The sequence below is a fragment of the Rhodococcus sp. NPDC006774 genome (genome assembly GCF_040636045.1).
Taxonomy (GTDB): Bacteria; Actinomycetota; Actinomycetes; order Mycobacteriales; family Mycobacteriaceae; genus Rhodococcoides.
The window spans coordinates 1-25,387 of the sequence record NZ_JBEYIW010000007.1; the positions used below are offsets into that span (position 1 = coordinate 1).

Sequence of the window (25,387 nt, forward strand, 5' to 3'; positions counted from 1 at the left end):
GCTACGCCGATGGATACATACGATTCGGCGACGGTCGCCGAGCAGCCCAACGCGACAGCCATTTCGGTGCGTCCGTATCGGCTGTAGTGCTTGTGCTCGGTGTCGCGGGTGATCCAGTCGCAGTGCACGGTGTAGCAGGCGGTGATCTTGCGGGCCGCGTGCCGGTTTTCTTCACGCGCGGCAGCGGTCAACGCGTCCAGTGACACAGTCGGTATTGCACCCATTTTTTCACCCCCCGGTGAGCCGAAACAAGAACGTGCGTTCGAACTGAAAGAAGACTAACCCAGGCCACCGACAAGAACGCTGGAGCCGAAATTGAGGCAGCTGACCTGCCGCTATCCGCCGAATCGTTCTACACTCGACTCCATGAGCGATCCCGATTCCACGTCGTCGGAACTAGCCGAATTACGCCGGCGTGCGGCCAGCGGCGATCAGGATGCCATCGACGAGTTGGTCGAACTCGCAGGCTCTCGAAACGACCTCGACGAACTTCGCTCTTTCGCCGATGCAGGCAGCAGCGATGCCGTCGGCATCCTCGTCGAGCTCGCCGGTGAACGTGGCGACCGCGACGAGTTGCAGAGGTTGGCCGCCGCAGGCAGCCAAGACGCCGCGGACATTCTGGAGGAACTCGACGGCTAAGCGGGCCGCTCCCCCAGTTGCACGGTGAGTCGGTGTGCCGCGTCGAGCAGCAGCTTGCCCAACTCCCGGCGCCGATCATCACGGAATCGTGTCTCGACACCCGTCAGGCTCAATGCCCATGCCGGACCTCCGGCACGGTCGAACACGGCGGCGCCGAGGCCCCAGCTGCCTTCCACCAGCAACGCCGGATTGACGGCGAATCCGGTGGTGCGGGTGTGCGCGATGCGGCGTCGAATCTCGCTGTCGGAGTGGTCTTCTCCCCACTCGGGCACCAGGTCCACTCCACCGAGGTACTCGTCGACTTCTCGGTCGGGAAGGTGCGCAAGAATGGCCAGGCCTGCGGACGCCACCCCGAGCGGTAGCCGAATGCCCTCGTACAACACGTGTGAGCGCAAGGGAAAGCTCCCTTCCACCCGAAGCAGACACACGGTCTCCGCCCCACGCCGCGCCGACAGAAACGCACTCTCTCCACTCTCGGTGGCCAACGCCTGCACTATCTTTCGAGCCTGGTCGGTGATGTCGTACCGCAATGCCGCCATCGATCCGAGCAGATAGATCTCCGGGCCCAGTGACCAGTGGCCGGTGGCGGCGTCGCGGTCGACGAATCCTTGGTCGGCCAGAGACGCCAGTAGGCGATGTGCGGTCGGCCGCGCGATTCCGGTCGCCCGAGCGAGCGCGGTGGTCGAGGCGCCCGACGGCTCCTCGGTTCCCGCTGCGCGCAGCAACGAGCAGATCTTGCCGATCACACTTGCGTTGGCATCCGGTGACGTCACCCGGCCATCGTACGTCCACTCAGCGGACGCCATATCTCCATCCGTTCACCGAACGAGCAAAATCCATCATTCACTTCAACCAGATACACAGCTCAGGTTCACTGAGTGCAACGTTTGCTCAACGAACACATCAGGAGCTACAAGTGACTGGAAAGACCTATGCGTCCGCGGCCGAGGCGGTCGCGGACATCGGCCGAGGAGCGACCCTCGCGGTCGGTGGCTTCGGATTGTGCGGTATCCCCGACGCCCTCATCGAAGCCATCGCGAACACCGATGCCGACGAGCTCGAAGTGTTCTCCAACAACTGCGGCGTCGACGGCTACGGACTCGGAATCCTGTTGGCCGCCGGACGAATCCGCCGCGTCACCGCCTCGTACGTCGGCGAGAACAAGGAATTCGCCCGGCAGTATCTCGCCGGCGAACTCGAAGTCGAACTCACCCCCCAAGGCACACTCGCCGAACGACTCCGCGCCGGCGGCAACGGCGTCCCCGCATTCTTCACCCCCGCCGGGGTCGGCAGCCCCATCGCCGACGGCGGAATGCCGTGGCGCTACGACGCCGACGGCTCCGTGTCCATCGCATCGCCGCCCAAGGAGACGCGAGTGTTCGGCGACAAGCGGTACGTCCTCGAAGAGTCGATCAATGCCGACTTCGCGCTGGTGCACGCCGAAACAGGTGACACGGCAGGCAATCTCGTGTTCGACAAGACCGCGATGAACTTCAACCCCCTCGCCGCGATGGCAGGCAAGATCACCATCGCGCAGGTCGAGAACCTCGTGGAGCCGGGCGAGATCGACCCGGCCCACGTACATCTTCCCGGCGTGTTCGTCCAACGCGTCGTGCACACCGGGCCACAGGACAGGCGCATCGAAAAGCGCACCGTCAGTTCAGGAGTTCGAGCATGAGCACAGGATGGACGCGCGATCAGATGGCCGAACGCGCCGCAGCAGAGATGGTCGACGGGGAGTACGTCAACCTCGGCATCGGACTGCCGACCTTGATCCCGGGATATCTGACCGACGACGTCAAGGTCACGCTGCACTCGGAGAACGGCATCCTCGGCACCGGGCCGTACCCCACGGAGGACAAGGTCGACGCCAACCTCATCAATGCCGGCAAGGAGACCGTCACCGTCAATCCCGGTGCAGCGTACTTCGATTCGTCGTTGAGCTTCGGCATGATTCGCGGCGGCCACATCGACACCGCGGTGCTCGGCGGCATGCAGGTCTCCAGAACCGGTGACCTCGCAAACTGGATGGTGCCCGGCAAGATGGTCAAGGGCATGGGCGGCGCGATGGACCTCGTGCACGGTGCCCGGCGCGTCATCGTCGTCATGGAACACACCGACCGCGAGGGGAACCCGAAGATCCTCGACGCCTGCACCTTGCCGTTGACCGGCCAAGGCGTCGTGAATCGCATCATCACGAACCTCGCCGTCATCGACGTCGTCGGCGACGGAACCCTCGCTCTCGCCGAGCTCGCACCCGGTGTCACTTCCGAAGAGGTCGTCGCCGCAACGGGATCCGCGCTCACGATCCCGTGACACCGAGCCCGTGAGACAGAACCCGTGAAACAACTGTGGGCTCGAACGTGCGAAACGTTCGAGCCCACAGTTCGACGTACTAGTCCGGGATCATGTCGAAGGTGTCCGGGTTCGGGCCGTTGCGGCCCTGCTCGCCCTTGTCCAGGGCGGTGATGGCGTCGACATCGGCAGAGCTGAGCTCGAAGTCGAAGATCTCGAAGTTGGCCTTCACCCGCTCCGGCGTGACCGACTTCGGGAAGATGATGTTGCCGCGCTGAATGTGCCAGCGGAGCACAACCTGCGCGACGGATTTGCCTGTCGCGTCGGCGATTCGCTGCAGTTCTGGGTCGTCGAGAACGTTGCCCTGCGCGATCGGCGACCACGCCTCGGTGGGAATCGCGTGCTCACGGCCGTACGCCCACACGTCGCTGTTCACGAAGTACGGGTGCACCTCGATCTGGTTCACGGCTGGCACCGTTTCGGTCTCTCTTGCCAGCCGGTCGAGGTGGGCCGGCTGGAAGTTGGAGACACCGATGTTGCGGGCGCGACCGTCGGCTGCGAACTCCTCCAACGTTTTCCACGTGGAGACGAAGTCGCCGTCGTAGCGGGTCGGGAGCGGCCAGTGGATGAGAAAGAGGTCCACGTAGTCGGTTCCGAGATCGCTGAGCGTCGCGTCGAACGCCTTCCGCGCATCGTCGGGCTTGTGAAAACCGTTGTTGAGCTTGCTGGTGACGAAGACCGATTCACGGTCGATGCCGGAGTTGCGGATACCTTCGCCGACCTGCTTCTCGTTTCCGTACATCTCGGCGGTGTCGATGTGGCGGTAGCCGATCTCGAGGGCCGTTTCGACGGCCTGAGCCGTCTTCTCGGGATCGATCTGGAACACGCCGAAGCCGAGCTGCGGGATCTGCTTGCCGTTTCTGAGCGTGACGTTGGGTACCTGAGTCATATCGCTCGGGTGCCCGCCCTCCCGCCGCTTCAAACCGGATGAAATGATGCCAACGTGATAGTGCAGCGCATCCGGCGCGTCGTCGATGGGGTTGCCGAGAATCTCGGCCGGTCCACCGCAGCTCTGACAGCCCCGACTCGGCACTTCGATCCGGCGCACCCGTGGTTCCTCACTGCGGTCGAGCGCGGAAACGACGACACCCGAATCGCAGCCTGGACCGAGGGCAACCGCGTCGAGAATCTGGTGCACGGCAAGACGTACTTCGCGGCGCTGGCGCAGGCACTCGAGCGGACCGAACGCGACGATCTTGTGCTCTTCACCGACTGGCGCGGCGACCCGGAACAGCTGCTCACCGACGACGGCGTGACCGTCGAGGATGCGCTTACGGCCGTCGCCCACCGCGGTGGCCTCGTGAAGGGCATGGTGTGGCGCTCGCACATGGAGACACTCGGCTTCACCGGTCCGAAGAATCGCAAGCTCGCTCTGCGGCTCGAGGAGGCCGGCGGCGAAGTCATTCTCGATCAGCGCGTATTGACCCTCGGAAGCCACCACCAGAAGTTCGTCGTCATCCGCTATCGACGGCCCGAGGTGGCCGACGTCGCGTTCGTCGGTGGCATCGATCTGGCTCGTGCCCGACGCGACGACGCCGATCATTTCGGCGATCCGGTCTCGCGTCCCTTCCCTCCCGAGTACGGCGAGATCCCTGCCTGGCACGACGTGCAGGTCCAGCTGGAGGGCCCCGCAGTGCGGGACGTCGAGGATGTCTTTCGCGAGCGCTGGGAGGATCCCGCAGCCCTGTCCCGCCTCCCCTGGCACGCCGTACCCGACATGCTGCGCGGTGTGACCAGGGAACCGTCGGAGCTACCGACTGCGGCTGCGCCCCCGGATCCGCGGGGCACGTGCTCGGTTCAGCTGCTGCGCACCTACCCGCGTCGGCGTCCCGCCTACCCGTTCGCCACCAAGGGCGAGCGCAGCGCGGCACGTGCGTACGCCAAGGCTCTGCACCGAGCAACCGAGTTGATCTACATCGAGGATCAGTACCTGTGGTCGGTCGACGTCGCGCGGGTGTTCGCTGCGGCACTGCGTCGCAAGCCGAACCTGCGGTTGGTGGTGGTGGTTCCCAAGCACCTCGACGACGACAGCAATCTCACCATTCCGTCTGCGCTGCTGGGACACTCGGCCGCACTGGGCGTCATCCGCGCTGCCGGCGGTGATCGAGTACTGGTTCTGGATATCGAAAATGACCGCGGCATACCGGTGTACGTGCACTCGAAGGTGTGCGTCATCGACGACATCTGGGCAGCGGTGGGTTCGGACAACTTCAATCGCCGCTCCTGGACCCATGATTCGGAGTTGACGGCCGCCATCATCGACGAAGAACGGGACACTCGCGAACCTCTGGACCCGGCAGGCCTGGGCGACGGTGCTCGAATTCACGCCCGCAACCTACGTCTGGAACTGATTCGCGAGCACCTCGGCCGCGCCGACGGTGACGACGCCGATCTGGTGGATCCCCAAGGATTCTTCGATGTGGTCTCGGCCAGTGCGACCGCGCTCGACAACTGGCACCGCAACCCGTCCTCGGGCCCGCGCCCTGCCGGCAGACTTCGCCGACACGAGATCTCCGTGCCACCCGTGTGGCAGCAACGACTCGCTGCCTTCGCGTACCGCCTGTTCGTCGATCCCGACGGCCGCCCGATCGGAATGCGCCTGCGTCGTCGTTTCTGACGTGCTCGTCGTTTCGGTCCTGACATTTCGGGCATGCACAGTCGGTGCCCTCCTCCTCTCGTGACCTCAGTGCTCTCGTCTTCGCCCCCTCCCCGCTGTTGACGGTGACCCTCGACAAAGCTCCCAACGGCAACACAGAACTGCACGTGCACGCCGGCGGCCAGGGCCACTGGATCGCTCGGATGGCCACGGTGCTCGGCCTGGACGTCACGCTGACGGGAGTGTTCGGCGGCGAGATCGGGGGCATTCTGCGCGACATCGTCGAGCGGGAGGGCATCTCCGTCGTCTCCGTCGACATCGGCCAGGAGAGCGGCTCGTACGTTCACGATCGCCGCAGCGGTGAGCGTGAAATCCTGGCCACGGTCGACCCACCACCGCTGGCCAGGCACGCCCTCGACGACCTGTTCAGCGCGGCCCTCGCCGCCGGTGCCCGCAGCGACGTCTCGATCCTCGGCGGACCGCACGAAGACGACATCGTTCCGCCCGAGGTGTACGAGAGGCTGTGCGCGGACCTGACCGCCCTGGGCAAGACGGTGGTGGCCGACCTGTCCGGACCGACCATGATCGCTGCGCTCGCCGGCGGCCTCACGGTGCTCAAGGTCAGCCACGAGGACCTCATCGCCGACGGCCGGGCCGAGTCCGAGGACCCGGCGCACCTCATCGACTCGATGCGGCAGATGCACGACGACGGCGCGGAGATCGTCGTGATCTCGCGGGCAGGAGATCCGGCCCTGGCGCTGGTGGACGGCGACGTGCTCGAAATAGTCACGCCGGGACTGCGCATGGTCGATCACCACGGAGCGGGCGATTCGATGAGTGCAGGCATCGCCGCAGGGCTGGCTCAGGGACTGTCTGTCCCGGAGGCGTTGCGACTCGGCGGCGGAGCGGGCACTGCCAACGTCACGCGGCGCGGCCTGGGTAGCGGGCGACGCGACCTGGTTCTCGGCCTCACCGAGTCGGTGGAGGTTCGTCCGTACAAGAAGGCAGGCAAGAAATGAGAGCCCTGATCACCAACGACGACGGCGTGCACAGCGAGGGCATCGCCCAGCTCGCGCGGGTGGCCGTGGAGGCCGGTCTGGACGTCGTCGTGGCCGCGCCGCACGAGGAGCGCAGCGGGGCCAGCGCGTCGTTGACCGGCATGGGCGTCGACGATCATCTCGGTATCGGATCCGTCGCCATCGCCGGCCTTCCCGATGTACCGGCCTACGCGGTGCAGGCGTCACCCGCTCTCATCGCGTTCGTGGCCACCCGCGGGGCGTTCGGCGACCCTCCGGATCTGGTGCTCTCCGGGATCAACCACGGACCGAACACCGGTGCCGCCGTCCTGCATTCGGGCACCGTCGGTGCCGCATTGACGGCGCTGACGCATCGGGTTCCGGCGATGGCACTGTCGTCGATCGCCACGGAGCCTGCCCATTGGGCGACGGCAGAGCACGTGGCCCGGATCGCGGTGACATGGATGATGTCCCACGGCCCGTCCGACGCGGTCGTCAACGTGAACATTCCGGACGTTCCACTCGCGGAGTTGGCGGGGATAGTGCCGGCATCGCTGGCCCGCTACGGTGCGGTGCAGGCCGAAATAGGTGATCGCGGAGAGGATTTCGTCACCGTTCGCTTCGACGAGATCCGAGCCGAGGACGACGATTCCGACGCATCGCTGTTGGCCCGCAGCTGGGCGACGTTGACGGCGATCCGCCCGCCGAGCGAGGTGGAAGGAATCGACCTGTCGGCGATGCGCGGCTGACCTGTGTCGTCCGAGCTCACCGAGATGTGTCGGTGGTGTCGTGCACACTGGGAACTATCACCGGACATGCCACGGACCTAGGGGGTCACCGCGTATGACGTTTCATTCTGTAGTTCCACCGTTTCTGCTCGAGCGGTTGCAGGGTGCGGGTGCTCGCGCCACGCTGCTCGCCGATCGTGAGATGCGTGCCGGACGCGAGGTGGTGCAGGCGCGTACCGCCATCGCTCCGCGGACCGGCGGCACGCTCGAGCGCACGATTTCCGATGCCGAGTCCACTCGCGATCTCCCCGGCCGACAGGTGCGTGCCGAGGGCGAGGAAGCAACCGGAGACGCTGCGACCGACGAGGCGTACGACGGCCTCGGTGCCACGTACGCATTCTTCGACGAGGTCTACGGGTATTCGAGTCTCGACGGTAGCGGGCTTCCCCTCGACGCGACGGTGCACTACGGCCAGGACTACGACAACGCGTTCTGGGACGGCTCTCGCATGGTGTTCGGCGACGGTGACGGCGAGGTGTTCGCTCGGTTCACCGTCTCGCTCGGCGTCATCGCCCACGAACTCGCGCACGGGTTCACGCAGTACACCACCCCGCTCGAGTACAAGGACCAGGCCGGCGCGCTGAACGAGTCCATCTCCGACGTGTTCGGCGCACTCGTCGAGCAGTACACCGCGAAGCAGAACGCCGAGGATGCGTCGTGGCTGATCGGTGAGGGTCTGTTCCTGCCCGCCGTTCAAGGAAAGGCGCTGCGCTCGCTGCTCGAGCCCGGCACCGCTTACGACGACGATGTCTTGGGCAAGGATCCGCAGCCGGCGAGTATGGACGATTTTGTCGTCACCACCGAGGACGACGGCGGCGTGCACATCAATTCCGGTATCCCGAACCGCGCCTTCGCCGTTGCCGCCACCACGCTCGGTGGTCCGGCCTGGGACCGCGTCGGTCAGGTCTGGTTCGACACGATGACGGTCGGCGGACTGTCACCGACGGTCGATTTCGCAGGCTTCTCCGCCGCCACGATCGCGGCGGCGAACGAGCGATTCGGAGCCGGTTCCGACGTTGCGAGGGCCGTTGCCACGGGTTGGTCTACCGTGGGGGTGAAGACAACAGGGCTCGAGTCCCTACCGAAGCCGAACGACGATCGGGTGTGATCGAGGGCAGATGAGCCTGCGCATCGAGGTACTGCGAACCGGCGGTGTCGCCGGGATGTCCAAGCGCGGCGTCGTCGAGACCGACGAGCCGGAATGGCAGTCGTTGGTCGAGGCCGCGCAGCCGTACATCGCCGATCAGCAGTCCACCGATCCGGCCGAGTCCAACGCCCGTGACACCTTCGTGTGGAGTGTGTCGGTGGGTGAGCACTCGTGCCGAGTGGGCGATTCGAGCCTGACCGGCCCTCTACGCGACCTCGCGGAGCGCACACTCCGCGAGGGTCGCGTCAAGTAGACAGGGCCTCAGGCCTTCCACTCCGCACTGCGTTCTTCGGTCGCCTGACCCAGTGCCTCGACGAGGGCGTCGACTCCGAAGTCCTTGCCGTACGAGGGCGTTCCCGGCTGCTGACGCCACGACTGGGCGAGGGTTCCGCCGTCGACGGGGTCGAATCCGAGCTCGTCGATCACCGAGAACACGATCTTCTTGGAATCGTCGTCGTCCCCGGCGACCGGCAGTGCGATTCGACCGCTGGTCCCGGCCGGCACGCCCTTCTCGAGTAGGTGCTTGTACCAAATTCCGTTGAACGCCTTGATCACCGGCTCTCCGAGTTGCTGAGACACCCACACACTTTCGGGCGTCCCACCCTCGATGTCCTCGATCGACCCGTCGCGCTGCTGCGGGTAGTAGTTGTTGGTCTCGATGATCGGGGCTCCCGGTTTGCGGGCGCTGACAATGCCCGGGGCCAGGTCGGGAACGTTCTTCTGCGGAATGCTGAGAAGCACCAGGTCGGCGTCCTGCGCGGCGTCGGCGGCCCACACCGCCGTCGCTCCGGTTTCCTCGGCCAAATCCGCCAAGGTCTCCGGGTCGCGCGAATTCGAGAATCGAACCTCGTGACCGAGTGCTGCCCACCGACGAACGAGGGTGCCGCCGATGAATCCGCTACCGATGATTCCAATTTTCATATCGAGAACCAACGCACCCGAACCGAAACAATTCCCGTCAGGATCCGACGGATACCTTCGACCGGGGACGGCCGAACTTCATGGCCTTGTCCACGACCTTGCCGTACCGCAGAACCGGCAAGTCGCGGAAGTAGTTCATGCGCAGCTTCCATGGGGTCTCGCTCCCCTGCCTCGGGAAGTTGTCGACGGCTCGAAGCACGTATCCCGCTGCGAAGTCCAGGAACGGTTCTTCGTCGACGGACGGATCGCGCTCGAGTTCGACGGTGCTATACCCCTTCTCGTCCATGTGCGCGAGCAGACGCATCACGTAGTTCGAGACCATGTCGGCCTTGAGTGTCCACGAGGCGTTGGTGTAACCGACGACGAAGGCGAAGTTGGGGATCCCGGTGAGCATCATGCCCTTGTAGGCCATGGTGCTGGGCAGGTCGACGTCGTTGCCGTCGATGCGGAACTGCGCACCGCCGAGCGCGGAGAGGTTGAGTCCCGTTGCGGTGACCACGATATCGGCGTCGAGGTGCTGGCCGGACTTCAGCTGCAGGCCGGTTTCGGTGAAGCGCTCGATGTGATCGGTGACGATCGAGACCTCGTCCTTGCGGATCGAACGGAACAGATCGTTGTCGGGCACCAGGCACAGACGCTGATCCCACGGGTTATAGGACGGGGTGAAGTGGGTGTCGAGGTCGTATCCCTTCGGCAGCCACCCCTCCTGCATCGTGCGGATCCGCTTCTTCATGAACTCCGGGTACTCCTGGCTCAGGGTGTAGATGAGCATCGCCATGGACACGTTCTTGAGCCGAGTCACGCTGTACGCCAACTTCTTCGGCAGTCGCTTGCGCAGGGTCTGCGCAATCGGGTCCTGCGACGGAAGCGAGAGGATGTAGCTGGGTGAGCGCTGCAGCAGCGTGACGTGCTCGGCGTCGCGAGCCAGGTTGGGGGCCAACGTGATCGCTGTTGCGCCGCTGCCGATGACGACGATCTTCTTGCCGGAGTAATCCAGATCCTCGGGCCAGTGCTGTGGATGAATCACCTGGCCGCCGAAGTTCTCCTGACCGGCGAACTCGGGGGTGAACCCCTTGTCGTAGTTGTAGTAACCGCTGCAGGAGAACACGAACGACGCGGTGATCGTGACTGTCTCGTCTGTATCGCTACGGTGCGCAGTCACCGTCCAGAACTGCTGCTCGGACGACCATTCGAGAGCGACGACCTTGTGATGGAACCGAATGTGCTTGTCGACGCCCGCTTCTCTCGCGGTCTCGACGATGTAGTTGCGGATGTCGGTGCCGTCGGCGATGGACTTCTCGCCCATCCACGGCTTGAAGCTGTATCCGAGGGTGTACATGTCGGAGTCGGAGCGAATCCCGGGATAGCGGAACAGATCCCACGTTCCACCGATCGCGCCGCGGCTCTCGAGAATGGCGTAGGTCTTGCCGGGCAGATCGTGCCCGAGGTGGCGCGCGGCCCCGATCCCGGACAGGCCGGCACCGATGATGAGGACGTCGACCTCGGGAGAGGGCAATACGGCAGTCATGTCAAAGATTCCTTCGATGTCCGATGTCAGCTGGTCTTGTTGCGAGCGCTCTCGGACCTACCGAGGCGGGCTACTTCTTCGTCCATCTTCGGCAGGATCGTCGGCACGTGCTCGAGCATGCTGCGATCACCGACCCGCGAGGTGATGACGGCTTTGAACCACGACGCCGCGCCCACCCACCGCGGCACGTAGACGCGCCGCTTGCGCTTGGCCAGGCCGTCGACGAATGCGTCGACGCACTGATCGACGGTCATGGTCTTGCCCAGCGGGCCGGGGAGCACCGCGAGCAGATCCTGGAAGGCGGTGAGATCGGATTTGGCGTCCTGCACCATCGGTGTGTCGATCCACGCCATGTGTGCGGAGCCGACGTCGACACCTCGGTAGTTGACCTCGAGCCGGAGCGCATTCGCAAAGTGTTCTGCTGCAGCCTTACTGGCGTTGTACGCGGCCAGGCCGGGGCAGGGGGTGAACGCGGCGAGCGAGGAGACGACGAGGACGTAGCCGTTGCGTTCGATGAGCGACGGCAGAGCGGCGCGGACGGTGTTGAACACGCCCATCACGTTGATGTCCATGACGCGTTGGAACGTGGCGGGATCGACTTGCATGATCGATCCGTAGCTGGCGATTCCGGCATTGGCGAGCACCAGATCGATGCCGCCGTACGCCTCGATTCCGCCGTCGACGGCGCGCTGCATGTCGTCGAGGTTCCGAACGTCTGCCACGAACGCCTCGGCCTTCAGCTGCGTCGCCAGCTCTCGCAGCGGGGCCTCGTCGACGTCGACGAGTACCAACCGGGCACCGCGTCCGGCCAGCGCACGCGCCGTTGCGGCACCGATTCCCCGTGCTGCTCCGGTGATCAGAACGACCTTGTTGCGTAGCGTCGACGCCGCCATGTGCTCCCCCTCCATCGGAATGCCTGTCTGCGAACACTTTGCATCTGATACCGAGCGGTGTCAAGATCTGTGTGTGTCCACGCATCACAGTGAAGTCGGCCGCACCTACCGAGGTGCCGACCCGCAGCAGCGGCAGCAGGAGCGTCGAATTCGCCTGCTCGACGCAGCCGTCGAGGTCTTCGGCACCACCGGCTACCGGACGGCAACCGTGGAGAAGGTGTGCAGCGAGGCAGGCCTGACCAAGCGCTACTTCTACGAGTCGTTCACCAACAGCGAGGACCTACTGATGGCGACCTACGCCCGCGCAACCGATGCCATGCGCCAGAACATCCTGGCCGGTGCCGCCGCCGAGGCCGACTCGACCGAACAGGTACTCCGAGCCGCTCTCACCGGCTTCTTCACCTTCGTCGCCGAGAATCCGAAATCTGCGCGCATCGCCTTCGTCGAGATTCTCGGGGTCTCGTCCACCGTCGACGCGCTCTACCGCAAGACCACGACCTCGTTCTCCGAGACGGTGCTCCAGGTGGCCGAGGGGGTCGGTTCCAGCCGCGGGCTCGCCGGGCCCAACCGTCGAACATTGGCCATGGGCCTGGTGGGTGCGGTCCTCACCATCGCCCAGCAGTGGCTACTCTCCCCCGAACGCGAACCGCTGGACTCGGTGATCGCCAGCGCCCACACCATTCTGGCCGCGGTGGTGTTCGGACGCGTCGACGGCTGAACGTCAGCTCAAGGCCTGCTCTGCAGCGGCTCCACCGGCTCGTCCGCAGTGGCACGCTCTCCTGATTTGACGACGACGACGCCGAGCAGAACCAGTGCGCCACCGGCCAATTGGATCGGTGCCGGTGCCTGCCCGAGCAGCAGCCACGCGAACACCAGTGCGGCAACGACTTCCATCAATCCCATGAACGACGCCAACCGCGACCCGAGGCGTCGGCCTGCCGCGATCCCGAGAACATAGGCCAGCGCGGCGGTCACGACGCCGAGGCCGATGATCGGAACCCACCACGGCACAACGGCATCGACGAAGGTGACGTCGGTGAGCGGGGCAGCGAACGGGACGATGCCGATCAGTCCGGCGACCAGCAGGATGAGCCCACCCGTGAGCAGTCCTGCCCCGGCGAGCACGATCGGCGGGAGTCCGTTGCTCTCGTCCGCGGACAGCACCCAGTAGACGGCCGCACCGACCATCGAGCCCAGCGCCCACAGCACGCCGACGGTGTCGACGTCGGCACCGGAGATCAGGTCGAGTACGAGCACAAGACCCATCGCGGCGAGCAGCGCGCCCACCACGGTCAGGCGGCCCGGACGTTGCTGGTGCCGGAACCACATCCAGCCGATGACGGCCACGGGCGAGGTGAACTCGATCAGCAGCGCCACGCCCACCTCCATCCGGCCGACGGCGTTGAAGAAGGCGAGCTGGCACCCTGCCACCGCGAAGGCTCCGTACGCGAGGAGCAGCTTCCAGTTCTTCGCCAGCAGGCTCCACCGCCCGCGCAACGCAAGGATCGACGGAATCAGCAGGACGGCTGCGGCGAGCAGAATGCGCGCGGTCACCGCGGCCCCGGCGGTCCAGCCTGCGTCGAGCAATCCCGTGGCGAGCGAGCCCGAAAGCCCGAAGGACGCCGCCGAGAGCAGCGCGAAACCGAGCCCCGAGAGTCGACGCGACCGTGCCGCAGCGTTGTGTTCGACCGCACGATTCAGCTGCGCGTCATGAGTGTAAGCCGTCATGACATGTGACAGTAGGCAGTGACTTGGTAAGGTGTCAACATGCTTTTTGCTCATGACGCGGAACTGTCGTTGTTGTCCGCCGTGGCATTGGTCAATTCCGCCGAGGACCCGGACACGTTGACCACGCGCGAGCAGTTGGCCGAGTTCATCTCCGAGCAGGGCTATTCCGGCCGCTTCGACGGCGACGAGGAGGAGCTCGAGGCGGTGAGAGCCCTGCGGCCGACCTTGCGATCACTGCTCACCAGCAGCCGAGACGACGCGGTGGTCGAGGTCAACCGATTGCTGGCCGAGTCCTCCGCCCTGCCGCGACTGGTGCGCCACGGAGACCTCGACTGGCACGTTCACGCGGTCGCCGACGACAGTCCGCTCGCAACCCGCATCGTCGTCGAAACCGCGATGGCCATGATCGACGTCATCCGCGCGGACGAGCTCTCGCGCTTCGACGTCTGCGCCGATCCGGACTGCAACGGGCTGGTCCTCGACCTCTCGCGCAACCGGTCCCGCCGATTCTGCAGCACCACCTGCGGCAACCGAGCAGCCGTCGCCGCGTACCGGGCCCGCAAGGCTCAGTAGCACCACGGGGGCTTAATCGATCGGCTTTCGGGTATCCGCCGTCCGAGCTGATCGAAAGGAATTGCCCCTATGGTCGAGAAAAGGCCTACCAAGACAAGCTGGGCCAGAGCAGTCGAGAACATGCTGGCCGTCATCCTGATCTTCGCCGGGATCGCCGCTGCGGGCGGTCTGATCGCCGCATTGGCGGGCGGTTTCGAGGGATGGGCGATCATCGCCGGAATTGCCGTGATCGTGTTGTTCGCAGGCGGATTCTTTGCCATCCGCGACGGTGCCCGACGACGCGCCCTCGAATCGAACACCGTCGTCTACGCCCCGGACAACACCGACGAATTGTTCGACGTGGACCCGAGTACCGGAGAGCGAACCCCGCACCGCGACTAGCGCGATCGTGCGGGTTCGCCCGGCCAGGTCGGTCAGAACGGATACTTCTGGATGTCCGACTGCATCGTGACCCACTGCAGGTCGCAGAAGGTGTCGAGGTTGACGGTGGTGCCGAAGTGCCCGCCCGAGCCCGAGGCCTTGGTTCCACCGAACGGGGCCACGGCCTCGTCGTCGATCGTCTGATCGTTGATGTGCACTGCGCCGGAACGGATTCGGTCCGACAACTCGTACGCCGCGAACGGATTGGCGGTGACGATCGCAACGGACAGACCGTATTCCGAGGAATTGATGATGTCGATGGCCTCGTCCACGGTGCGGTACGTCGTGATCGGCGCGACCGGACCGAAGATCTCCTCGGTGAACGCGGGTGAGTCCTTCGGCACGTTGCCGAGAACGGTCGGCCGGTAGTGGAGACCGTCGAACGTGCCGCCCGCGGCCAGTTCGGCACCGGCCGTCACCGTGGCCTGCACGATGCTGTCGACTCGCTTCAACTGGTTCTCGTCGATGATGGGCCCCAACGCATTCGACGGGTCGGTCGGATCTCCGACGGTGATGCGTGCGGCGATCTTCGCGAGCTCCGCCGTGTACTGCTCGGCGAGATGCTCGGGAACGAGGTGCCGACCCGACGCCATGCAGATCTGTCCCTGGTGCAGGAACGATCCCCACGCGCCCGCCGATGCAGCGGCCTCGATGTCTGCGTCGGGCAGCACGAGGAACGCGTTGTTTCCGCCGAGTTCGAGGTGGACCTTCTTGAGCAGCGGCGCAGCGGCTTCCGCGATTCTGCGGCCGGCGGCCGTGGATCCGGTGAAGGAGATGCACGGAACGTCGGGGTGCGAGACGAGAGCGGCTCCCACATCGGCGCCCGAGGGCAATACGTGCAACAGACCGTCCGGCAGGCCCGCTTCGGCGAAGATCTCGGCGAGGATCAGCCCACCCGAAATCGGCGTTCGCGGATCGGGTTTGAGAACGACGGCATTGCCGACAGCCAGAGCAGGCGCGACCGACCGCATCGACAGTACCGCTGGGAAGTTGAACGGGCTGATCACGCCGATCACGCCCATCGGAACGTAACGCCCCATCGAGAAGCGGGACTTCGCGCTCCGCAGTACCTGCCCGTAGGGCTGCGACGCCAGAGCGGCCGCCTCGGTCAGTTCGGCAAGAACCAAGCCGACCTCGGCCCCCGCCTTGCCGTGACCGGACCCCGATTCGGGAACCAGCCACCGCGTCAGACGCTCGGGGTTTTCCGCCAGGAGCGCCGCAGCCTTCGTCATGACCGACGCCCGCTCGGGGTAGGGCTTGGCGGCCCATTCTTTCTGCGCACGTGCGGCTTTCGCGACAGCACGATCGAGGTCGGCGACGTCGGCAGCACCGACGGTGGCCACAACCGACCCGTCGGACGGCGCGGTCACGTCGAGGGTTCCACCACCGCCGTCCACCCATCCGCCGTCGAATATCTTCGCCGTCCACGCCAGTGTGTTCGCCATGTCAGTCCTGCTCTTTCTTTCTCGATGTTCTTTCTTCGTTACCGCTGGGCTGCGATCGCTGCGTCGAGCACCTCGGCCTCGGCCCAGGATCCGTGGAACGCGAACGGAACTCGGACGGGAAGCTTGACGCGTGCGAGAGGTTCGCGGGTGAACGCGTCGGCCTCGTGCACCAGTAGCTCGGACAGTCCGGTCGCCGGATTCCACCACAGGGTCAGCAGATATCCGTCGTTCTCGGCGCTCGCTCCTCGACGCTGGACGAAGACCGGTTCGCTGGGGCTGGTCAACCCGTCGGGCCCTTCGAGCACGATCGTCTGACCGGTGGAGAAGTCATGGCGCGCAAGCCCATCCGTCAGGGTCAACGGCGACAGATCACGGGTGGTGGCGAAGTAGCCGAAGCGATTCTCCTTGCCCAGCCACGCGTCGTTGATCTTCGGGAATTCACCCGCCACTCCGCTGTGCATGTGCTGGGTGGTCGTCCTGGTCGCGGTATCGAGCACGAACCGCCAGGCCATCGCAGGTGGAAACCAGGAGTGCGAGTCGATCGGCTCGTCCGAGTCGTCGACCGGATTGCCCAGACGCGCGATGACGTGCAGATCCACCACGATTCCTGTGGCAGTTTCATGCGCGTTGAAGAAGTGCGTCGGGGCCAGCATCAGGCCGGTGTCGTACCAGGTCACCTCATGGGTGCGACGGTCGAGAACGGCGAACCTGCTGCCGTTCGGTGTAGCCGATTCGTCCCAGAGCACACCGGGCCGCCCCGCCATGATGCGGTCGAGGCGGAACTGGTTGGGCGAGATGAGGAAGATCGCGAGGTGTTCGCTCACGATGTAATCGTGCACCATTGCCGGACAACCCATGTCGAAAGTGACGGTATCGACGACGGTGCCGCTGGTATCGGCCTCGTACCAGGTCAGATTCGGCCCGATGGCAGAGTAGAAGAGCATGTTGCCCGTCGACGGTTCGATCTTGTAGTGCGCCGTGCACAGGATGTCGAGTGCGCCACCGAAGTCGTACGTGCCCTGCGTGTCGAGAGTTTCGGGGTGCATCGAATGCGGAAGTCCGCCTTCGTAGTACACCAGCAGATGGTCGGCGAACAGGCCGACGTTGGTGTTGGCGACACTCTTGGACGGCGGCGCGCCCACGGGCAGATCCCGCCTGGCCTTGCCCGAACCGTTGACGAAGCCGCTGTACAGCGCTTCCCCGGCCTCGACCTCGATCTTCATCGTGTCGGTGTGCACCCACTTCATCCGGAACGACGCCTTGCCGTCGCGGATGTAGGTGCCCGCGACTCCGCCGTCGCCCTCCCACCAGTGGTAACGGTCGGTGTCGAGTGGCTCGAAGCGGGGATTGTCGGCAATTCGGAACAGCGCGCCGGCGAGGTCGTCGGGGAGTTTCCCGATCACCTCGAGGTCGAATGCCTCGGTCTCCTCGTGCCAGGGCGCGAACGGCCCGTTCAGGAATTTGTTGGACGTGTTCCAGTCGACGTCCGCGTTGTGCCGCGGAGTCGCAGGAGCGGTGCGTCGGACCAGTGTCGTCGGGAGCGGGGTCGGTACTTCACGCATAGCTGATGCCTTTCGTCTCGATGTAGGACAGTTCGGAAGGGCTCGGGGAAGATCCGGTCCACGACGCCACTGCTGCTCCGACTGCGGCTCGAACGTCGTCACCATCGTGCGGATGCCACGCGGCCGCGACGAAGCGGTCGGGCCGGATGAGCACGAATCTTCCTGTATACGTGCGCATCTCGTCGTCCAACCGGCCGTCGACGTCGAGCAGAACGTTGATGCCGTCGATTCTCGGTACCGTGCCGTCGGTGGGCACGACGGCCTCGACCGCATGCAGGCCGCGCGCGACTGCGCGCGCGTGCGCCCAATCCACCGTGTCGTGCACGTCGACTCCCACCAGCGCCCAACCGGTTCCGAGGATCTCGTCGAGCGGGCGGATGGTGCGGGTCGCCGAGTCGAAGGCCCGGGGTTGCCCGATCACGCTCCCGGTGTCGTCGCCGGGGAGTACGAGCCCGTCGGAGAATCGGTAGGGCGGACGGTAGGCCATGGTCTCGAACCAGCGTCGCCCGTTCACGGTGGCCAATGCGGCTCGGACCAACCCGTCGCGCCTGGCCGCGATGCGAGGATTGGTCGTCATCACCACGCGGCCCAACCGCTCGGATGCGCGTACCACCGCGGCTGCGTGCGGGCCACGCTCGGATTGGTATGTGGCCAGCACACTTTCGTGCAGGCAACCCTCGAGCACGCCGGCCAACTTCCACGCCAGGTTCGCGGCGTCGCGAATGCCGGAGTTCAGACCTTGACCGGCGAACGGCGGCATCATGTGTGCGGCGTCGCCGAGCAGGAAGCAGCGCCCGAGCTGCCATCGATCGGCCACGAGGCCGTGGAAGCGATAGTTGACGGCTCGTTCGACCTGCGCTGGTGTGATCGGCCGGTAGCGCGAGACGAGCTTGTCGATGAGCTCGAACGGTGGCGCGTCGGTGGCCGTGCCCTCGCCCTCGAACAGGCGGAATTCGTATCGACAGCGGCCACCGAGACCGGGCACCACCACGTGCGGCCTGCTCGGATCGGCGTGGTGCATACCGTAGCGCTCGGTGTGCGGGTCGCCGAGCGTGTCGACCACCAACCACAGTTCCGGGTGGCTGCGCCCGATCATGCCGATTCCGAGCAGGTTTCGGACGGTCGATCGTCCGCCGTCGCTACCGAGGAGATAACGAGCCCGCACCGTGCGTCCACCCGCTTCGATGGCCACGGCGTCCGCGTCCTGCACGATCGACGTGACCTCGGTGTCGAACCGTACGGTGACATTGCGCGCCGTATGCAGCGCCCCGGCCAGTACACGCTCGAGATCCGGTTGCGCGAACGGGTTCTTGAAGGGGTAGCCCAGTCGGTAGGCACTCTCCGCGCCGCCGTGGAACAGCGGTTCGTCGTCGAGGCCGTAGTAGCGGGTTCCGGTGCCGGGCACGACGATCGGCAGGATCTTGTCGATGACGCCTGCCTGCTGGTAGGTGCGCAGTGCCTCGTCGTCGATGCTGATCGCTTTGGGTTCGTCGCTCGTCGTCGAGCGCCGCTCGAGAACGACGACGCGAAGCCCTCGTGCAGCGAGCAGCAGGCCCGCGGTCATACCGACCGGACCGGCACCGCAGATCGCTACGTCGTAGAGGGTGTCGAATCTCTTGTCCACACCACCAAGGTAGCGCGCATCACGTTAAATAGGAATGCTGTCCCATAAAATAGGACATGCTACGAGCTGACGACGGCCAATCGTGCGGACAGAGCATCGGCCGCCGCCCGCACCGCGGTGACGAGCACGTCGGTCCGGTCCTCGGGAACGCGACGCCTGATCGCCACGATGCTCAATGCGGCTGCCACCGAACCGGACTCGTCGAAGATCGGTGCGGCGATTCCCATCGCATCCGGATCCACCTCGGCGACGGTCAGGCCGTAGCCAGTGGTCCGGATCCGGTCGAGGCGATCGACCAAGCGATCGACGTCGGTCAACGTTCGATCGGTGAAGCGCTGCAGCTCGTGCCGACCCAGGATCGAGCGGATCTCTTTCTCCGGCAGCCAGGCCAGGAGCGTCAATGCCGATGCGCCGGCGTTGATGGGCAGCCGACTCCCCCGCTCGTAGCTCAGGCGCACCAGCTGCTTGGCCCCCTCGCACCGCTCGATGCACACAGCCGTGTCGTCGACGAGCCTGGTGAGCAACACGGTTTCACCCACCTCGTCGGCCAGTTCGCGCATCACCGGCTGGGCGATGGTCGTCAATCCGTAACCGCGCCGGGCCAATCGAGCAAGTTCGAGTACTGCGACACCCAACCGAAAGCCGCCGTTGGGAGCTTCCTCGAGAAACGATGCGCCGACCAACGTCTGCAGATATCGGTACGCCGTGGAGCGGGCGCTACCGAGGGCCTCGGCGACGTCGTTCGCGCTGATCTGCAGGCGATCCTCGGTGAACATTCCCAGGATTATCAGTGCGCGGTCGGCCGTGCTGTTGCGTTCTCTGTATCCACTCGTCTCCGATGCCATGTTTCCATCCTAGTTCTGATTGTCAGGACTGCAGTGTCATCAAATGAATCTTTGCCCTTGACAGCTGTGATCCAGGCCATGAACACTGTCCTGTATTAGACAACAGTAGTCCTGCTTTACAGGACACGGCCTCCGGACGAGGAACTCATGAAACCCACCCAACCCAAGCTGGATCGCGGCACGCTCATCGCCTGCTGCCTCGCGATCGGCGTCGCCCAGATGGGCGTCTCGCTCGCAGCGCCCATTCTCGGTGTGATCCAACGCGACCTCGGAGCGAGCGCTGCGGCGCTGGCGTGGATCCCGGCCGCGTTCATCCTTCCCACCGCCATACTCGAGCTCAACTTCGGCGTACTGGGCGACATGTTCGGCCGCAAGAGGCTGCTCGTCTGGGGTGGCGTGCTCGTCTTCGTCGGAGACGTCGTCGCCGGAACGTCGGGAACTCTGACGCAACTGATCGCCGGGCAGGCCATCGCCGGACTCGGTGCTGCAGCAATCTTTCCCACGTCACTGGCGATGCTGGTCTCGGCAACCCCCGAACGTCAGGAGCGAGCCCGCGCCCTGTCTCTCTGGGCCGTCAGCCTGGCGTTCGGTGCCATGATCGCCCCGCTGATCAGTGGCTTCGCGGCCGAACACTTCAGCTGGGGCTGGTCGTTCGCCATTCCCGCCGTGCTGGGTCTCGTCACCGCAGCGGTCAGCGCCGCGGTGATCGTCGACTCGCGTCATCCCGCCGGGCGCGGACTCGACTGGCCCGGCCAGATCACCATCGCCGTCGCTTTGCTCGCCCTGCTGTACGCGGTGATCCAGGGCTCCGTGGACGGCTACTCGAGCCCCGTCATCGTGGGCACTTTCGTTCTCGCAGTGGCGGCATTCGTCGCGTTCGTCATCAGCGAGCAGCGAGCCCGCACCCCGATGCTGAATCTCGCGCTCTTCCGTACGCCGGCCTTCGCAGCGGCCGCCCTGATCGGTTTGCTCGCGATGTTCGGCTTCATCGGAACCGCCTACGCGCTCAGTGTGAAGCTCGAAGCGATTCTGCACGTCAGCCCGCTGCAGGCCGCTCTACCGTTCGCCCTCATCCAAGCCGTACCGCTGCTCCTCACTCCGTTGCTTCCGCGCCTGTTGATGCGCGTCGCGGCGCGCACGCTGCTGGTCACCGGGCTGGCGGCACTGGCCATCGGTCAGATATGGATGGCTCAGCTACCCGGTGACTCCACCTCGCTGCTCGCGATGACCGGCCCGATCCTGCTGCTCGGCACCGGCTTCATCACCATGTTCACCGCACTGACGGCCGTCGCCGTCGGAGCCGTCGCCATCGACTACGCCGGAATGGCAAGCGCAGTAACCAGTCTCGTCCGCGAGACCGGCCAGAGCCTCGGCCCCGCGATCGTCAGCGCCGTGTCCTTCGGAGTTGCCGGAGCCACCCTCACCTCCAGCCTGTCCGACGGTTCCCTCCCTCCCGAGGCGGTGGGCGTGGCCTCCGGCGTCGCCGAGCAGGGCGGGCCGTTGGCGGTGGCCAACGCCGATCTCGGCCCGATCTCGGATCTGGTTGCACCGCTTGCCCGTACGGCTCTCGAAACCGGCCTGGACATCGGCATCTACGTCTGTGCCGGAGCCACCGTCCTGGCCGCGGTCATCGCCCTCGTCATCCCCGGCGGAGCCCCGAAGGGCCTCGATGCGGCCCCGATCGATGCGGCAGCGTCACCTGCGGCCGGGCGACTGCTGCCGGCAGGTGAGTGAGATGTCCACGCCCACTCTGAATCACGTCTTCACCCTCGACGTCGAGCTGGCTCCCCCGGTGGTCATCGGGTCGACCCCGCACGGAATGCGTCGGGTCATCCCGATCACCGGCGGCCGATTCCACGGACCGGCCGGATCCGGAACCATCCTGCCCGGCGGTGCGGACTGGAACCTGGTGCGCACCGACGGCGTCACCCATCTGTGGGCCCGCTACACGATCGTCACCGACGACAACGTGCCCATCATGGTCACCAACGAGGGCTGGGGTACGCAGGACGACGCCACCATGGAGCGCATCTTCGCCGGCGGCGGTGCCGACATCGACCACTGGTACTGCTCCACCAACCCTCGATTCGAAGTGGCCGACCCACAGTGGAACTGGTTGAACCACAGCGTGTTCCTCGGCCAACTCTCGCCACCGAACCGCGGCGACCAGGTTCGGATCACCGTCTACACCGACGCCCCCGTCCCCACCCCATCGACGCCCCGAAAGGCGGATCACTGACATGACCACTCCCACCCGAAACAGACTGCAGGAAGGTGGTGCCGTGGGAACGCTGCGGCAGACCGCTGTCTCGCACATCGGTTTCACCGTTCCCGACGTCGCCGCCACCGCCGACTTCTACGGCCGCACCGTCGGTCTGACGGTGCAGGAAGAACTCGCGGGCGGAGGCCTGCGCCTCGGCTGGGGTCTCGGACACCACGTTCTCGACCTGACCGAGGGTCCGAAAGGACTGTCTCACTACGGCTTCGAGGTACGCGACATCGACGGCCTCGACGGTATCGCCAAGAGACTCGCCGACGCAGGCCACCACGTCGCCGAGCTGGATCCCGCCGTGCTCGACCATGCCGTCGGCGCTCCGTCGGGCATCTCGGTGACCGACCCCGACGGCACGACGGTGCATTTCCACGGGCCGGTCGCACGGCAGGGCGAGAACGCCGCCGATCCGGGACGACGCCCGATCAAGTTCCAGCACACCACTCTCGGCACCGACAACGTGGCGCAGATGGTCTCGTTCTTCGTCGACACCGTCGGGTTCCGCATCTCCGATCAGCTCGAGGACGGCAAGTTCGCGTGGCTACGCAGCGACCGCGATCACCACACTTTGGCCGTCGTCGAGAACGGCAACCCCGGCGATCTCGACCACTACTCCTACGACCTCGCCGAGTGGGAGGACTTCAAGTCCTGGTGCGATCGCCTCACCGAGATCGGCGTCGACGTCGTCTGGGGACCGGGACGTCACGGCCCCGGCAACAACCTGTTCGTCTTCTTCGACGATCCGGCGGGTAACCACATCGAGCTCTCGGCCGAGATGGAGAAGTTCCACGACGACCGAGCCACGTACGTGACGCGGCAGTGGCGTCCGGTACCGGCGTCGGTGAATCTGTGGGGCGGACAACTGGCCAGCTGGCGCAAGACGAGTGAGAGCGAGATCTGACCGATGGCCTACATCAGCTACGAACACAACGGAATTCGTGGAGTCGGGGAGGTCGACGGCGATGCGCTGATTCCGCTACAGGGCATCGCTGCGATCGGGCGTTCCAGTTCGCTCGAGGCACTCGCCGGCGCCGATCGACTGACCGAGGAGCGCCTGCCGATCGCCGACGTGCGCGTCCTGCCCGCAGTCACCGACCCGGCCCGAGTGATCTGTGTCGGTCTGAACTACCGCGACCACATCGCCGAAACCGGACGCGAGTTCCCTACGTACCCGGTGATGTTCCCCAAGTACGCCTCCAGCCTCATCGGTGCCTACGACGACATCGCCGTCCCGCCGGAAAGCTCCGAGGTGGACTACGAGGGCGAGATGGCGGTGATCATCGGACGCACCGGCCGACGCATCACCGAGGAGAACGCGTTCGATCACGTTCTGGGTTACACCGTCGCCAACGACATCACGATGCGCGACTTCCAGTACAAGACGCACCAGTGGATGCAGGGAAAGGCATGGGACGCAAGCACTCCCCTTGGCCCCCGCATCGTCTGCCCCGGCGAGGTGGACCTCGGGAGCTGCGGCATCCGCACCGTCGTCAACGGCGAGAAGGTACAGGAATCGGATCTGTCGCAATTGCTGTTCACGGTGCCGAATCTGATCGCGACCATCTCCACGTTCACCACCCTCGAGCCGGGTGACGTCATCCTCACCGGCACCCCCGGTGGCGTCGGATATCGCCGTAAGCCGCAACTGCTGTTGAAGCCGGGTGATCAGGTGTCCGTCGAAATCGACTCGATCGGCATCGTCGAGAACCTACTGGTGGCGGAGACGATCTAGAACTTCCCACGGCCGAATCGGACCGACGGCAGGGAACCGGTCAGCGCGAGTCGTCCCGCAGTGCCGCCACCATGCTCGAGCTCGGCGCATATCGGCTGATCCACGTCGCCTGGACTGCGTGGTAGAGATCTGGCTTGCCACTCCACACCGTCGCGGCCGGACGATTGCTGCTGTCGAGTTCGTGATGCCAGGACCCGTCCACGCGGTCGACGAAGTACTCGGCGGCGACATCCCACCAGGTTCGGTAGTCCTGCTCGTAGCGGTCTTCTCGGGTGTGGCGGGCCAGGGTCGCGGCCGCGCCGATCGCCTCGCACAGCACCCAGTGCAGGCGCTCGGTCACCACGGGGTGGCCGGACCAGTCGGTGGTGTACACGAACCCCGGTGTCGGCCCGGGCTGCCAACCATCCTGAGCCGCGCGGTGATACAGAGACTTCGCCGACTCGACGTAGTCGTGGCCCTGCGCGCTGGCGGCAACCATGCTGGCCTGCACCAGAAGTCGTGCCCACTCGAACCCGTGGCCGACCGTCGCCCCGTAAGGCTTGAACTGGTTGGCGGTGTCGTCCGAATTGAACTCGAGCTGCGGGATCCACTGGGCGGTGAAGTGTTCCGGGATTCGGTGGTCGTTCTCCTGCGCCCAGCCGATCACGTTGTCGCAGATGCGGACTGCACGTTCACGCCAGATCGTGGGCGCACCCGCATCGACGGCAGCCAACAGCGCTTCGACCATGTGCATGTTGGCGTTGATTCCGCGGTAGTCGTCGAGTACCGACCAATTCGCAGTCCAGGTGTCCGCACACATTCCGTACTGCTCGTCCCAGAATCGTGCAGCCACGATGTCGAGGGCTTCGTCGAGAAGACCCCGACCGTCAGGGTGCCCCGCGGCGGCGGCAGCCGAGGCGGCCAGCACCACGAACGCATGCGTGTACGCGTTCTTGCCAGCATCGGGCGAGGTCGCGTCGGAGCTGGACTCGAACCAACCGCCGTTCTCGCTGTCTCGCAACGACGTCAGAAGTCCGTCGAACACCCGATCGGCCTTTCTGCGGGACCCCGGCCGACCCAGCATCGAGGCGAGAAAGTGCACATGCGCCATCCGAGCGGTGATGTACGTATGCGCCGGGTGATCGAGGTCCGGGTTGCCTTGATCGTCCAGCCACACCGCGCCACCTGCGGGGTGGTCGAGTGAGGTTCCGAAGTCGAGAAGGCGAGACGATTCGGTGTCGAGCCACAACTGATGAGAGGGAAGGGTCCACCAACTGCGACGATGTCCGGAGCTCATGTGTTCATTGTGCGCTGTGCTCGACGC

General features: G+C 65.4%; 27 protein-coding genes. 15 read left to right on the forward strand and 12 right to left on the reverse strand.

The window, feature by feature from the left end:
• The coding region (locus tag ABZ677_RS12535) for a hypothetical protein (protein WP_358369723.1) at positions 1–224 on the reverse strand (224 nt) is incomplete at its 3' end.
• Between the two features lie 142 nt (positions 225–366).
• Between ABZ677_RS12535 and ABZ677_RS12540 the strand changes: the two genes are divergently transcribed.
• Positions 367–639: a hypothetical protein gene (locus ABZ677_RS12540; RefSeq protein ID WP_358369725.1), complete on the forward strand. Its 273-nt coding sequence runs from the start codon at positions 367–369 to the stop codon at positions 637–639.
• On the opposite strand, the gene ABZ677_RS12545 is transcribed toward ABZ677_RS12540, so the two are convergent.
• A complete protein-coding gene (locus ABZ677_RS12545; RefSeq protein ID WP_094740912.1) occupies positions 636–1,445 on the reverse strand; it encodes an IclR family transcriptional regulator in 810 nt (269 codons plus the stop codon). The two genes, ABZ677_RS12540 and ABZ677_RS12545, sit on opposite strands and share 4 nt — an antisense overlap.
• A gap of 110 nt (positions 1,446–1,555) precedes the next feature.
• Between ABZ677_RS12545 and ABZ677_RS12550 the strand changes: the two genes are divergently transcribed.
• Together ABZ677_RS12550 and ABZ677_RS12555 are read left to right on the forward strand one after the other, a co-directional pair.
• Entirely contained in the window at positions 1,556–2,317 is a 762-nt protein-coding gene (locus ABZ677_RS12550; RefSeq protein WP_037188043.1) for a CoA transferase subunit A, read from the forward strand.
• On the forward strand, positions 2,314–2,955 hold the full coding sequence (locus ABZ677_RS12555; RefSeq protein WP_358369728.1) for a 3-oxoacid CoA-transferase subunit B: 642 nt from the start codon (positions 2,314–2,316) through the stop codon (positions 2,953–2,955). The genes ABZ677_RS12550 and ABZ677_RS12555 overlap by 4 nt, the downstream gene beginning before the upstream one ends.
• 79 nt (positions 2,956–3,034) lie before the next feature.
• On the opposite strand, the gene ABZ677_RS12560 is transcribed toward ABZ677_RS12555, so the two are convergent.
• Positions 3,035–3,883 (reverse strand): aldo/keto reductase, encoded by an 849-nt coding sequence (locus tag ABZ677_RS12560; protein WP_358369730.1) that lies wholly within the window; start codon positions 3,881–3,883, stop codon positions 3,035–3,037.
• 54 nt (positions 3,884–3,937) lie between these two features.
• Between ABZ677_RS12560 and ABZ677_RS12565 the strand changes: the two genes are divergently transcribed.
• The 5 genes from ABZ677_RS12565 (at position 3,938) to ABZ677_RS12585 (ending at position 8,794) form a co-directional block, all read left to right on the forward strand.
• Complete coding sequence (locus tag ABZ677_RS12565; RefSeq protein ID WP_037188035.1) at positions 3,938–5,611, forward strand: phospholipase D-like domain-containing protein; 1,674 nt, start codon at positions 3,938–3,940, stop codon at positions 5,609–5,611.
• A 44-nt stretch (positions 5,612–5,655) separates the two neighbouring features.
• Positions 5,656–6,609 (forward strand): PfkB family carbohydrate kinase, encoded by a 954-nt coding sequence (locus ABZ677_RS12570; RefSeq protein ID WP_037188034.1) that lies wholly within the window; start codon positions 5,656–5,658, stop codon positions 6,607–6,609.
• On the forward strand, positions 6,606–7,355 hold the full coding sequence (locus ABZ677_RS12575) for a 5'/3'-nucleotidase SurE (protein WP_358369733.1): 750 nt from the start codon (positions 6,606–6,608) through the stop codon (positions 7,353–7,355). Before ABZ677_RS12570 ends, ABZ677_RS12575 begins: the two co-directional genes overlap by 4 nt.
• A 94-nt stretch (positions 7,356–7,449) precedes the next feature.
• The gene (locus tag ABZ677_RS12580) at positions 7,450–8,502 is read left to right on the forward strand and encodes a M4 family metallopeptidase (protein ID WP_037188029.1); all 1,053 of its coding nucleotides are present in this window, start codon (positions 7,450–7,452) and stop codon (positions 8,500–8,502) included.
• 10 nt (positions 8,503–8,512) lie between these two features.
• Positions 8,513–8,794: a protealysin inhibitor emfourin gene (locus ABZ677_RS12585; protein ID WP_052047354.1), complete on the forward strand. Its 282-nt coding sequence runs from the start codon at positions 8,513–8,515 to the stop codon at positions 8,792–8,794.
• Between the two features lie 8 nt (positions 8,795–8,802).
• Here the strand turns inward: ABZ677_RS12585 and ABZ677_RS12590 are convergent, their stop codons facing one another.
• From ABZ677_RS12590 to ABZ677_RS12600, 3 genes are read right to left on the reverse strand one after another with little or no spacing between them, the layout of a single operon-like run.
• Positions 8,803–9,462, reverse strand: a complete 660-nt coding sequence (locus ABZ677_RS12590) for an NAD(P)-binding domain-containing protein (RefSeq protein WP_094740905.1) — start codon at positions 9,460–9,462, stop codon at positions 8,803–8,805.
• 37 nt (positions 9,463–9,499) lie between these two features.
• Positions 9,500–10,990, reverse strand: a complete 1,491-nt coding sequence (locus ABZ677_RS12595) for an NAD(P)/FAD-dependent oxidoreductase (protein ID WP_358369736.1) — start codon at positions 10,988–10,990, stop codon at positions 9,500–9,502.
• Between the two features lie 26 nt (positions 10,991–11,016).
• On the reverse strand, positions 11,017–11,883 hold the full coding sequence (locus tag ABZ677_RS12600; protein ID WP_094632394.1) for an SDR family oxidoreductase: 867 nt from the start codon (positions 11,881–11,883) through the stop codon (positions 11,017–11,019).
• Positions 11,884–11,956: 73 nt separating this feature from the next.
• Between ABZ677_RS12600 and ABZ677_RS12605 the strand changes: the two genes are divergently transcribed.
• On the forward strand, positions 11,957–12,601 hold the full coding sequence (locus ABZ677_RS12605; RefSeq protein ID WP_358369739.1) for a TetR/AcrR family transcriptional regulator: 645 nt from the start codon (positions 11,957–11,959) through the stop codon (positions 12,599–12,601).
• 8 nt (positions 12,602–12,609) lie between these two features.
• Here ABZ677_RS12605 and ABZ677_RS12610 read toward each other — a convergent pair whose 3' ends face one another.
• Positions 12,610–13,611 (reverse strand): DMT family transporter, encoded by a 1,002-nt coding sequence (locus tag ABZ677_RS12610; RefSeq protein ID WP_358369742.1) that lies wholly within the window; start codon positions 13,609–13,611, stop codon positions 12,610–12,612.
• 39 nt (positions 13,612–13,650) lie between these two features.
• Between ABZ677_RS12610 and ABZ677_RS12615 the strand changes: the two genes are divergently transcribed.
• Together ABZ677_RS12615 and ABZ677_RS12620 are read left to right on the forward strand one after the other, a co-directional pair.
• A complete protein-coding gene (locus ABZ677_RS12615; RefSeq protein ID WP_037188016.1) occupies positions 13,651–14,184 on the forward strand; it encodes a CGNR zinc finger domain-containing protein in 534 nt (177 codons plus the stop codon).
• Positions 14,185–14,253: 69 nt separating this feature from the next.
• Positions 14,254–14,565: a hypothetical protein gene (locus ABZ677_RS12620; RefSeq protein WP_052047353.1), complete on the forward strand. Its 312-nt coding sequence runs from the start codon at positions 14,254–14,256 to the stop codon at positions 14,563–14,565.
• 32 nt (positions 14,566–14,597) lie between these two features.
• On the opposite strand, the gene ABZ677_RS12625 is transcribed toward ABZ677_RS12620, so the two are convergent.
• Genes ABZ677_RS12625 through ABZ677_RS12640 form a run of 4 tightly spaced genes read right to left on the reverse strand, consistent with a single transcriptional unit; the run spans position 14,598 to position 20,080 of the window.
• Entirely contained in the window at positions 14,598–16,049 is a 1,452-nt protein-coding gene (locus ABZ677_RS12625) for an aldehyde dehydrogenase family protein (RefSeq protein WP_358369747.1), read from the reverse strand.
• 38 nt (positions 16,050–16,087) lie between these two features.
• A complete protein-coding gene (locus tag ABZ677_RS12630) occupies positions 16,088–17,611 on the reverse strand; it encodes a carotenoid oxygenase family protein (RefSeq protein ID WP_094632384.1) in 1,524 nt (507 codons plus the stop codon).
• The gene (locus tag ABZ677_RS12635) at positions 17,604–19,235 is read right to left on the reverse strand and encodes an FAD-dependent monooxygenase (RefSeq protein ID WP_358369750.1); all 1,632 of its coding nucleotides are present in this window, start codon (positions 19,233–19,235) and stop codon (positions 17,604–17,606) included. The genes ABZ677_RS12630 and ABZ677_RS12635 overlap by 8 nt, the downstream gene beginning before the upstream one ends.
• Positions 19,236–19,294: 59 nt before the next feature.
• Positions 19,295–20,080 (reverse strand): IclR family transcriptional regulator, encoded by a 786-nt coding sequence (locus tag ABZ677_RS12640; RefSeq protein WP_358369752.1) that lies wholly within the window; start codon positions 20,078–20,080, stop codon positions 19,295–19,297.
• A gap of 147 nt (positions 20,081–20,227) precedes the next feature.
• On the opposite strand from ABZ677_RS12640, the gene ABZ677_RS12645 reads away from it, so the two are divergent.
• Genes ABZ677_RS12645 through ABZ677_RS12660 form a run of 4 tightly spaced genes read left to right on the forward strand, consistent with a single transcriptional unit; the run spans position 20,228 to position 24,084 of the window.
• Positions 20,228–21,814: an MFS transporter gene (locus ABZ677_RS12645; protein WP_358369755.1), complete on the forward strand. Its 1,587-nt coding sequence runs from the start codon at positions 20,228–20,230 to the stop codon at positions 21,812–21,814.
• A gap of 1 nt (position 21,815) precedes the next feature.
• Entirely contained in the window at positions 21,816–22,319 is a 504-nt protein-coding gene (locus tag ABZ677_RS12650) for a DUF3237 domain-containing protein (RefSeq protein WP_358369757.1), read from the forward strand.
• 1 nt (position 22,320) lies between these two features.
• Positions 22,321–23,253, forward strand: a complete 933-nt coding sequence (locus ABZ677_RS12655; protein ID WP_358369760.1) for a VOC family protein — start codon at positions 22,321–22,323, stop codon at positions 23,251–23,253.
• Between the two features lie 3 nt (positions 23,254–23,256).
• Complete coding sequence (locus tag ABZ677_RS12660; RefSeq protein WP_358369763.1) at positions 23,257–24,084, forward strand: fumarylacetoacetate hydrolase family protein; 828 nt, start codon at positions 23,257–23,259, stop codon at positions 24,082–24,084.
• 40 nt (positions 24,085–24,124) lie between these two features.
• On the opposite strand, the gene ABZ677_RS12665 is transcribed toward ABZ677_RS12660, so the two are convergent.
• Positions 24,125–25,360, reverse strand: a complete 1,236-nt coding sequence (locus ABZ677_RS12665) for an AGE family epimerase/isomerase (RefSeq protein ID WP_358369765.1) — start codon at positions 25,358–25,360, stop codon at positions 24,125–24,127.
• Between the last annotated feature and the right edge of the window lie 27 nt (positions 25,361–25,387).

Excerpts from the sequence above, each read along its gene's own strand:
- ABZ677_RS12540 (WP_358369725.1), top strand. The coding sequence starts at position 367 with ATGAGCGATCCCGATTCCACGTCGTCGGAACTAGCCGAATTACGCCGG.
- ABZ677_RS12545 (WP_094740912.1), bottom strand. The coding sequence starts at position 1,445 with ATGGCGTCCGCTGAGTGGACGTACGATGGCCGGGTGACGTCACCGGAT.
- ABZ677_RS12555 (WP_358369728.1), top strand. The coding sequence starts at position 2,314 with ATGAGCACAGGATGGACGCGCGATCAGATGGCCGAACGCGCCGCAGCA.
- ABZ677_RS12560 (WP_358369730.1), bottom strand. The coding sequence starts at position 3,883 with ATGACTCAGGTACCCAACGTCACGCTCAGAAACGGCAAGCAGATCCCG.
- ABZ677_RS12575 (WP_358369733.1), top strand. The coding sequence starts at position 6,606 with ATGAGAGCCCTGATCACCAACGACGACGGCGTGCACAGCGAGGGCATC.
- ABZ677_RS12580 (WP_037188029.1), top strand. The coding sequence starts at position 7,450 with ATGACGTTTCATTCTGTAGTTCCACCGTTTCTGCTCGAGCGGTTGCAG.
- ABZ677_RS12585 (WP_052047354.1), top strand. The coding sequence starts at position 8,513 with ATGAGCCTGCGCATCGAGGTACTGCGAACCGGCGGTGTCGCCGGGATG.
- ABZ677_RS12590 (WP_094740905.1), bottom strand. The coding sequence starts at position 9,462 with ATGAAAATTGGAATCATCGGTAGCGGATTCATCGGCGGCACCCTCGTT.
- ABZ677_RS12595 (WP_358369736.1), bottom strand. The coding sequence starts at position 10,990 with ATGACTGCCGTATTGCCCTCTCCCGAGGTCGACGTCCTCATCATCGGT.
- ABZ677_RS12600 (WP_094632394.1), bottom strand. The coding sequence starts at position 11,883 with ATGGCGGCGTCGACGCTACGCAACAAGGTCGTTCTGATCACCGGAGCA.
- ABZ677_RS12610 (WP_358369742.1), bottom strand. The coding sequence starts at position 13,611 with ATGACGGCTTACACTCATGACGCGCAGCTGAATCGTGCGGTCGAACAC.
- ABZ677_RS12615 (WP_037188016.1), top strand. The coding sequence starts at position 13,651 with ATGCTTTTTGCTCATGACGCGGAACTGTCGTTGTTGTCCGCCGTGGCA.
- ABZ677_RS12620 (WP_052047353.1), top strand. The coding sequence starts at position 14,254 with ATGGTCGAGAAAAGGCCTACCAAGACAAGCTGGGCCAGAGCAGTCGAG.
- ABZ677_RS12625 (WP_358369747.1), bottom strand. The coding sequence starts at position 16,049 with ATGGCGAACACACTGGCGTGGACGGCGAAGATATTCGACGGCGGATGG.
- ABZ677_RS12630 (WP_094632384.1), bottom strand. The coding sequence starts at position 17,611 with ATGCGTGAAGTACCGACCCCGCTCCCGACGACACTGGTCCGACGCACC.
- ABZ677_RS12640 (WP_358369752.1), bottom strand. The coding sequence starts at position 20,080 with ATGGCATCGGAGACGAGTGGATACAGAGAACGCAACAGCACGGCCGAC.
- ABZ677_RS12645 (WP_358369755.1), top strand. The coding sequence starts at position 20,228 with ATGAAACCCACCCAACCCAAGCTGGATCGCGGCACGCTCATCGCCTGC.
- ABZ677_RS12650 (WP_358369757.1), top strand. The coding sequence starts at position 21,816 with ATGTCCACGCCCACTCTGAATCACGTCTTCACCCTCGACGTCGAGCTG.
- ABZ677_RS12655 (WP_358369760.1), top strand. The coding sequence starts at position 22,321 with ATGACCACTCCCACCCGAAACAGACTGCAGGAAGGTGGTGCCGTGGGA.
- ABZ677_RS12660 (WP_358369763.1), top strand. The coding sequence starts at position 23,257 with ATGGCCTACATCAGCTACGAACACAACGGAATTCGTGGAGTCGGGGAG.
- ABZ677_RS12665 (WP_358369765.1), bottom strand. The coding sequence starts at position 25,360 with ATGAGCTCCGGACATCGTCGCAGTTGGTGGACCCTTCCCTCTCATCAG.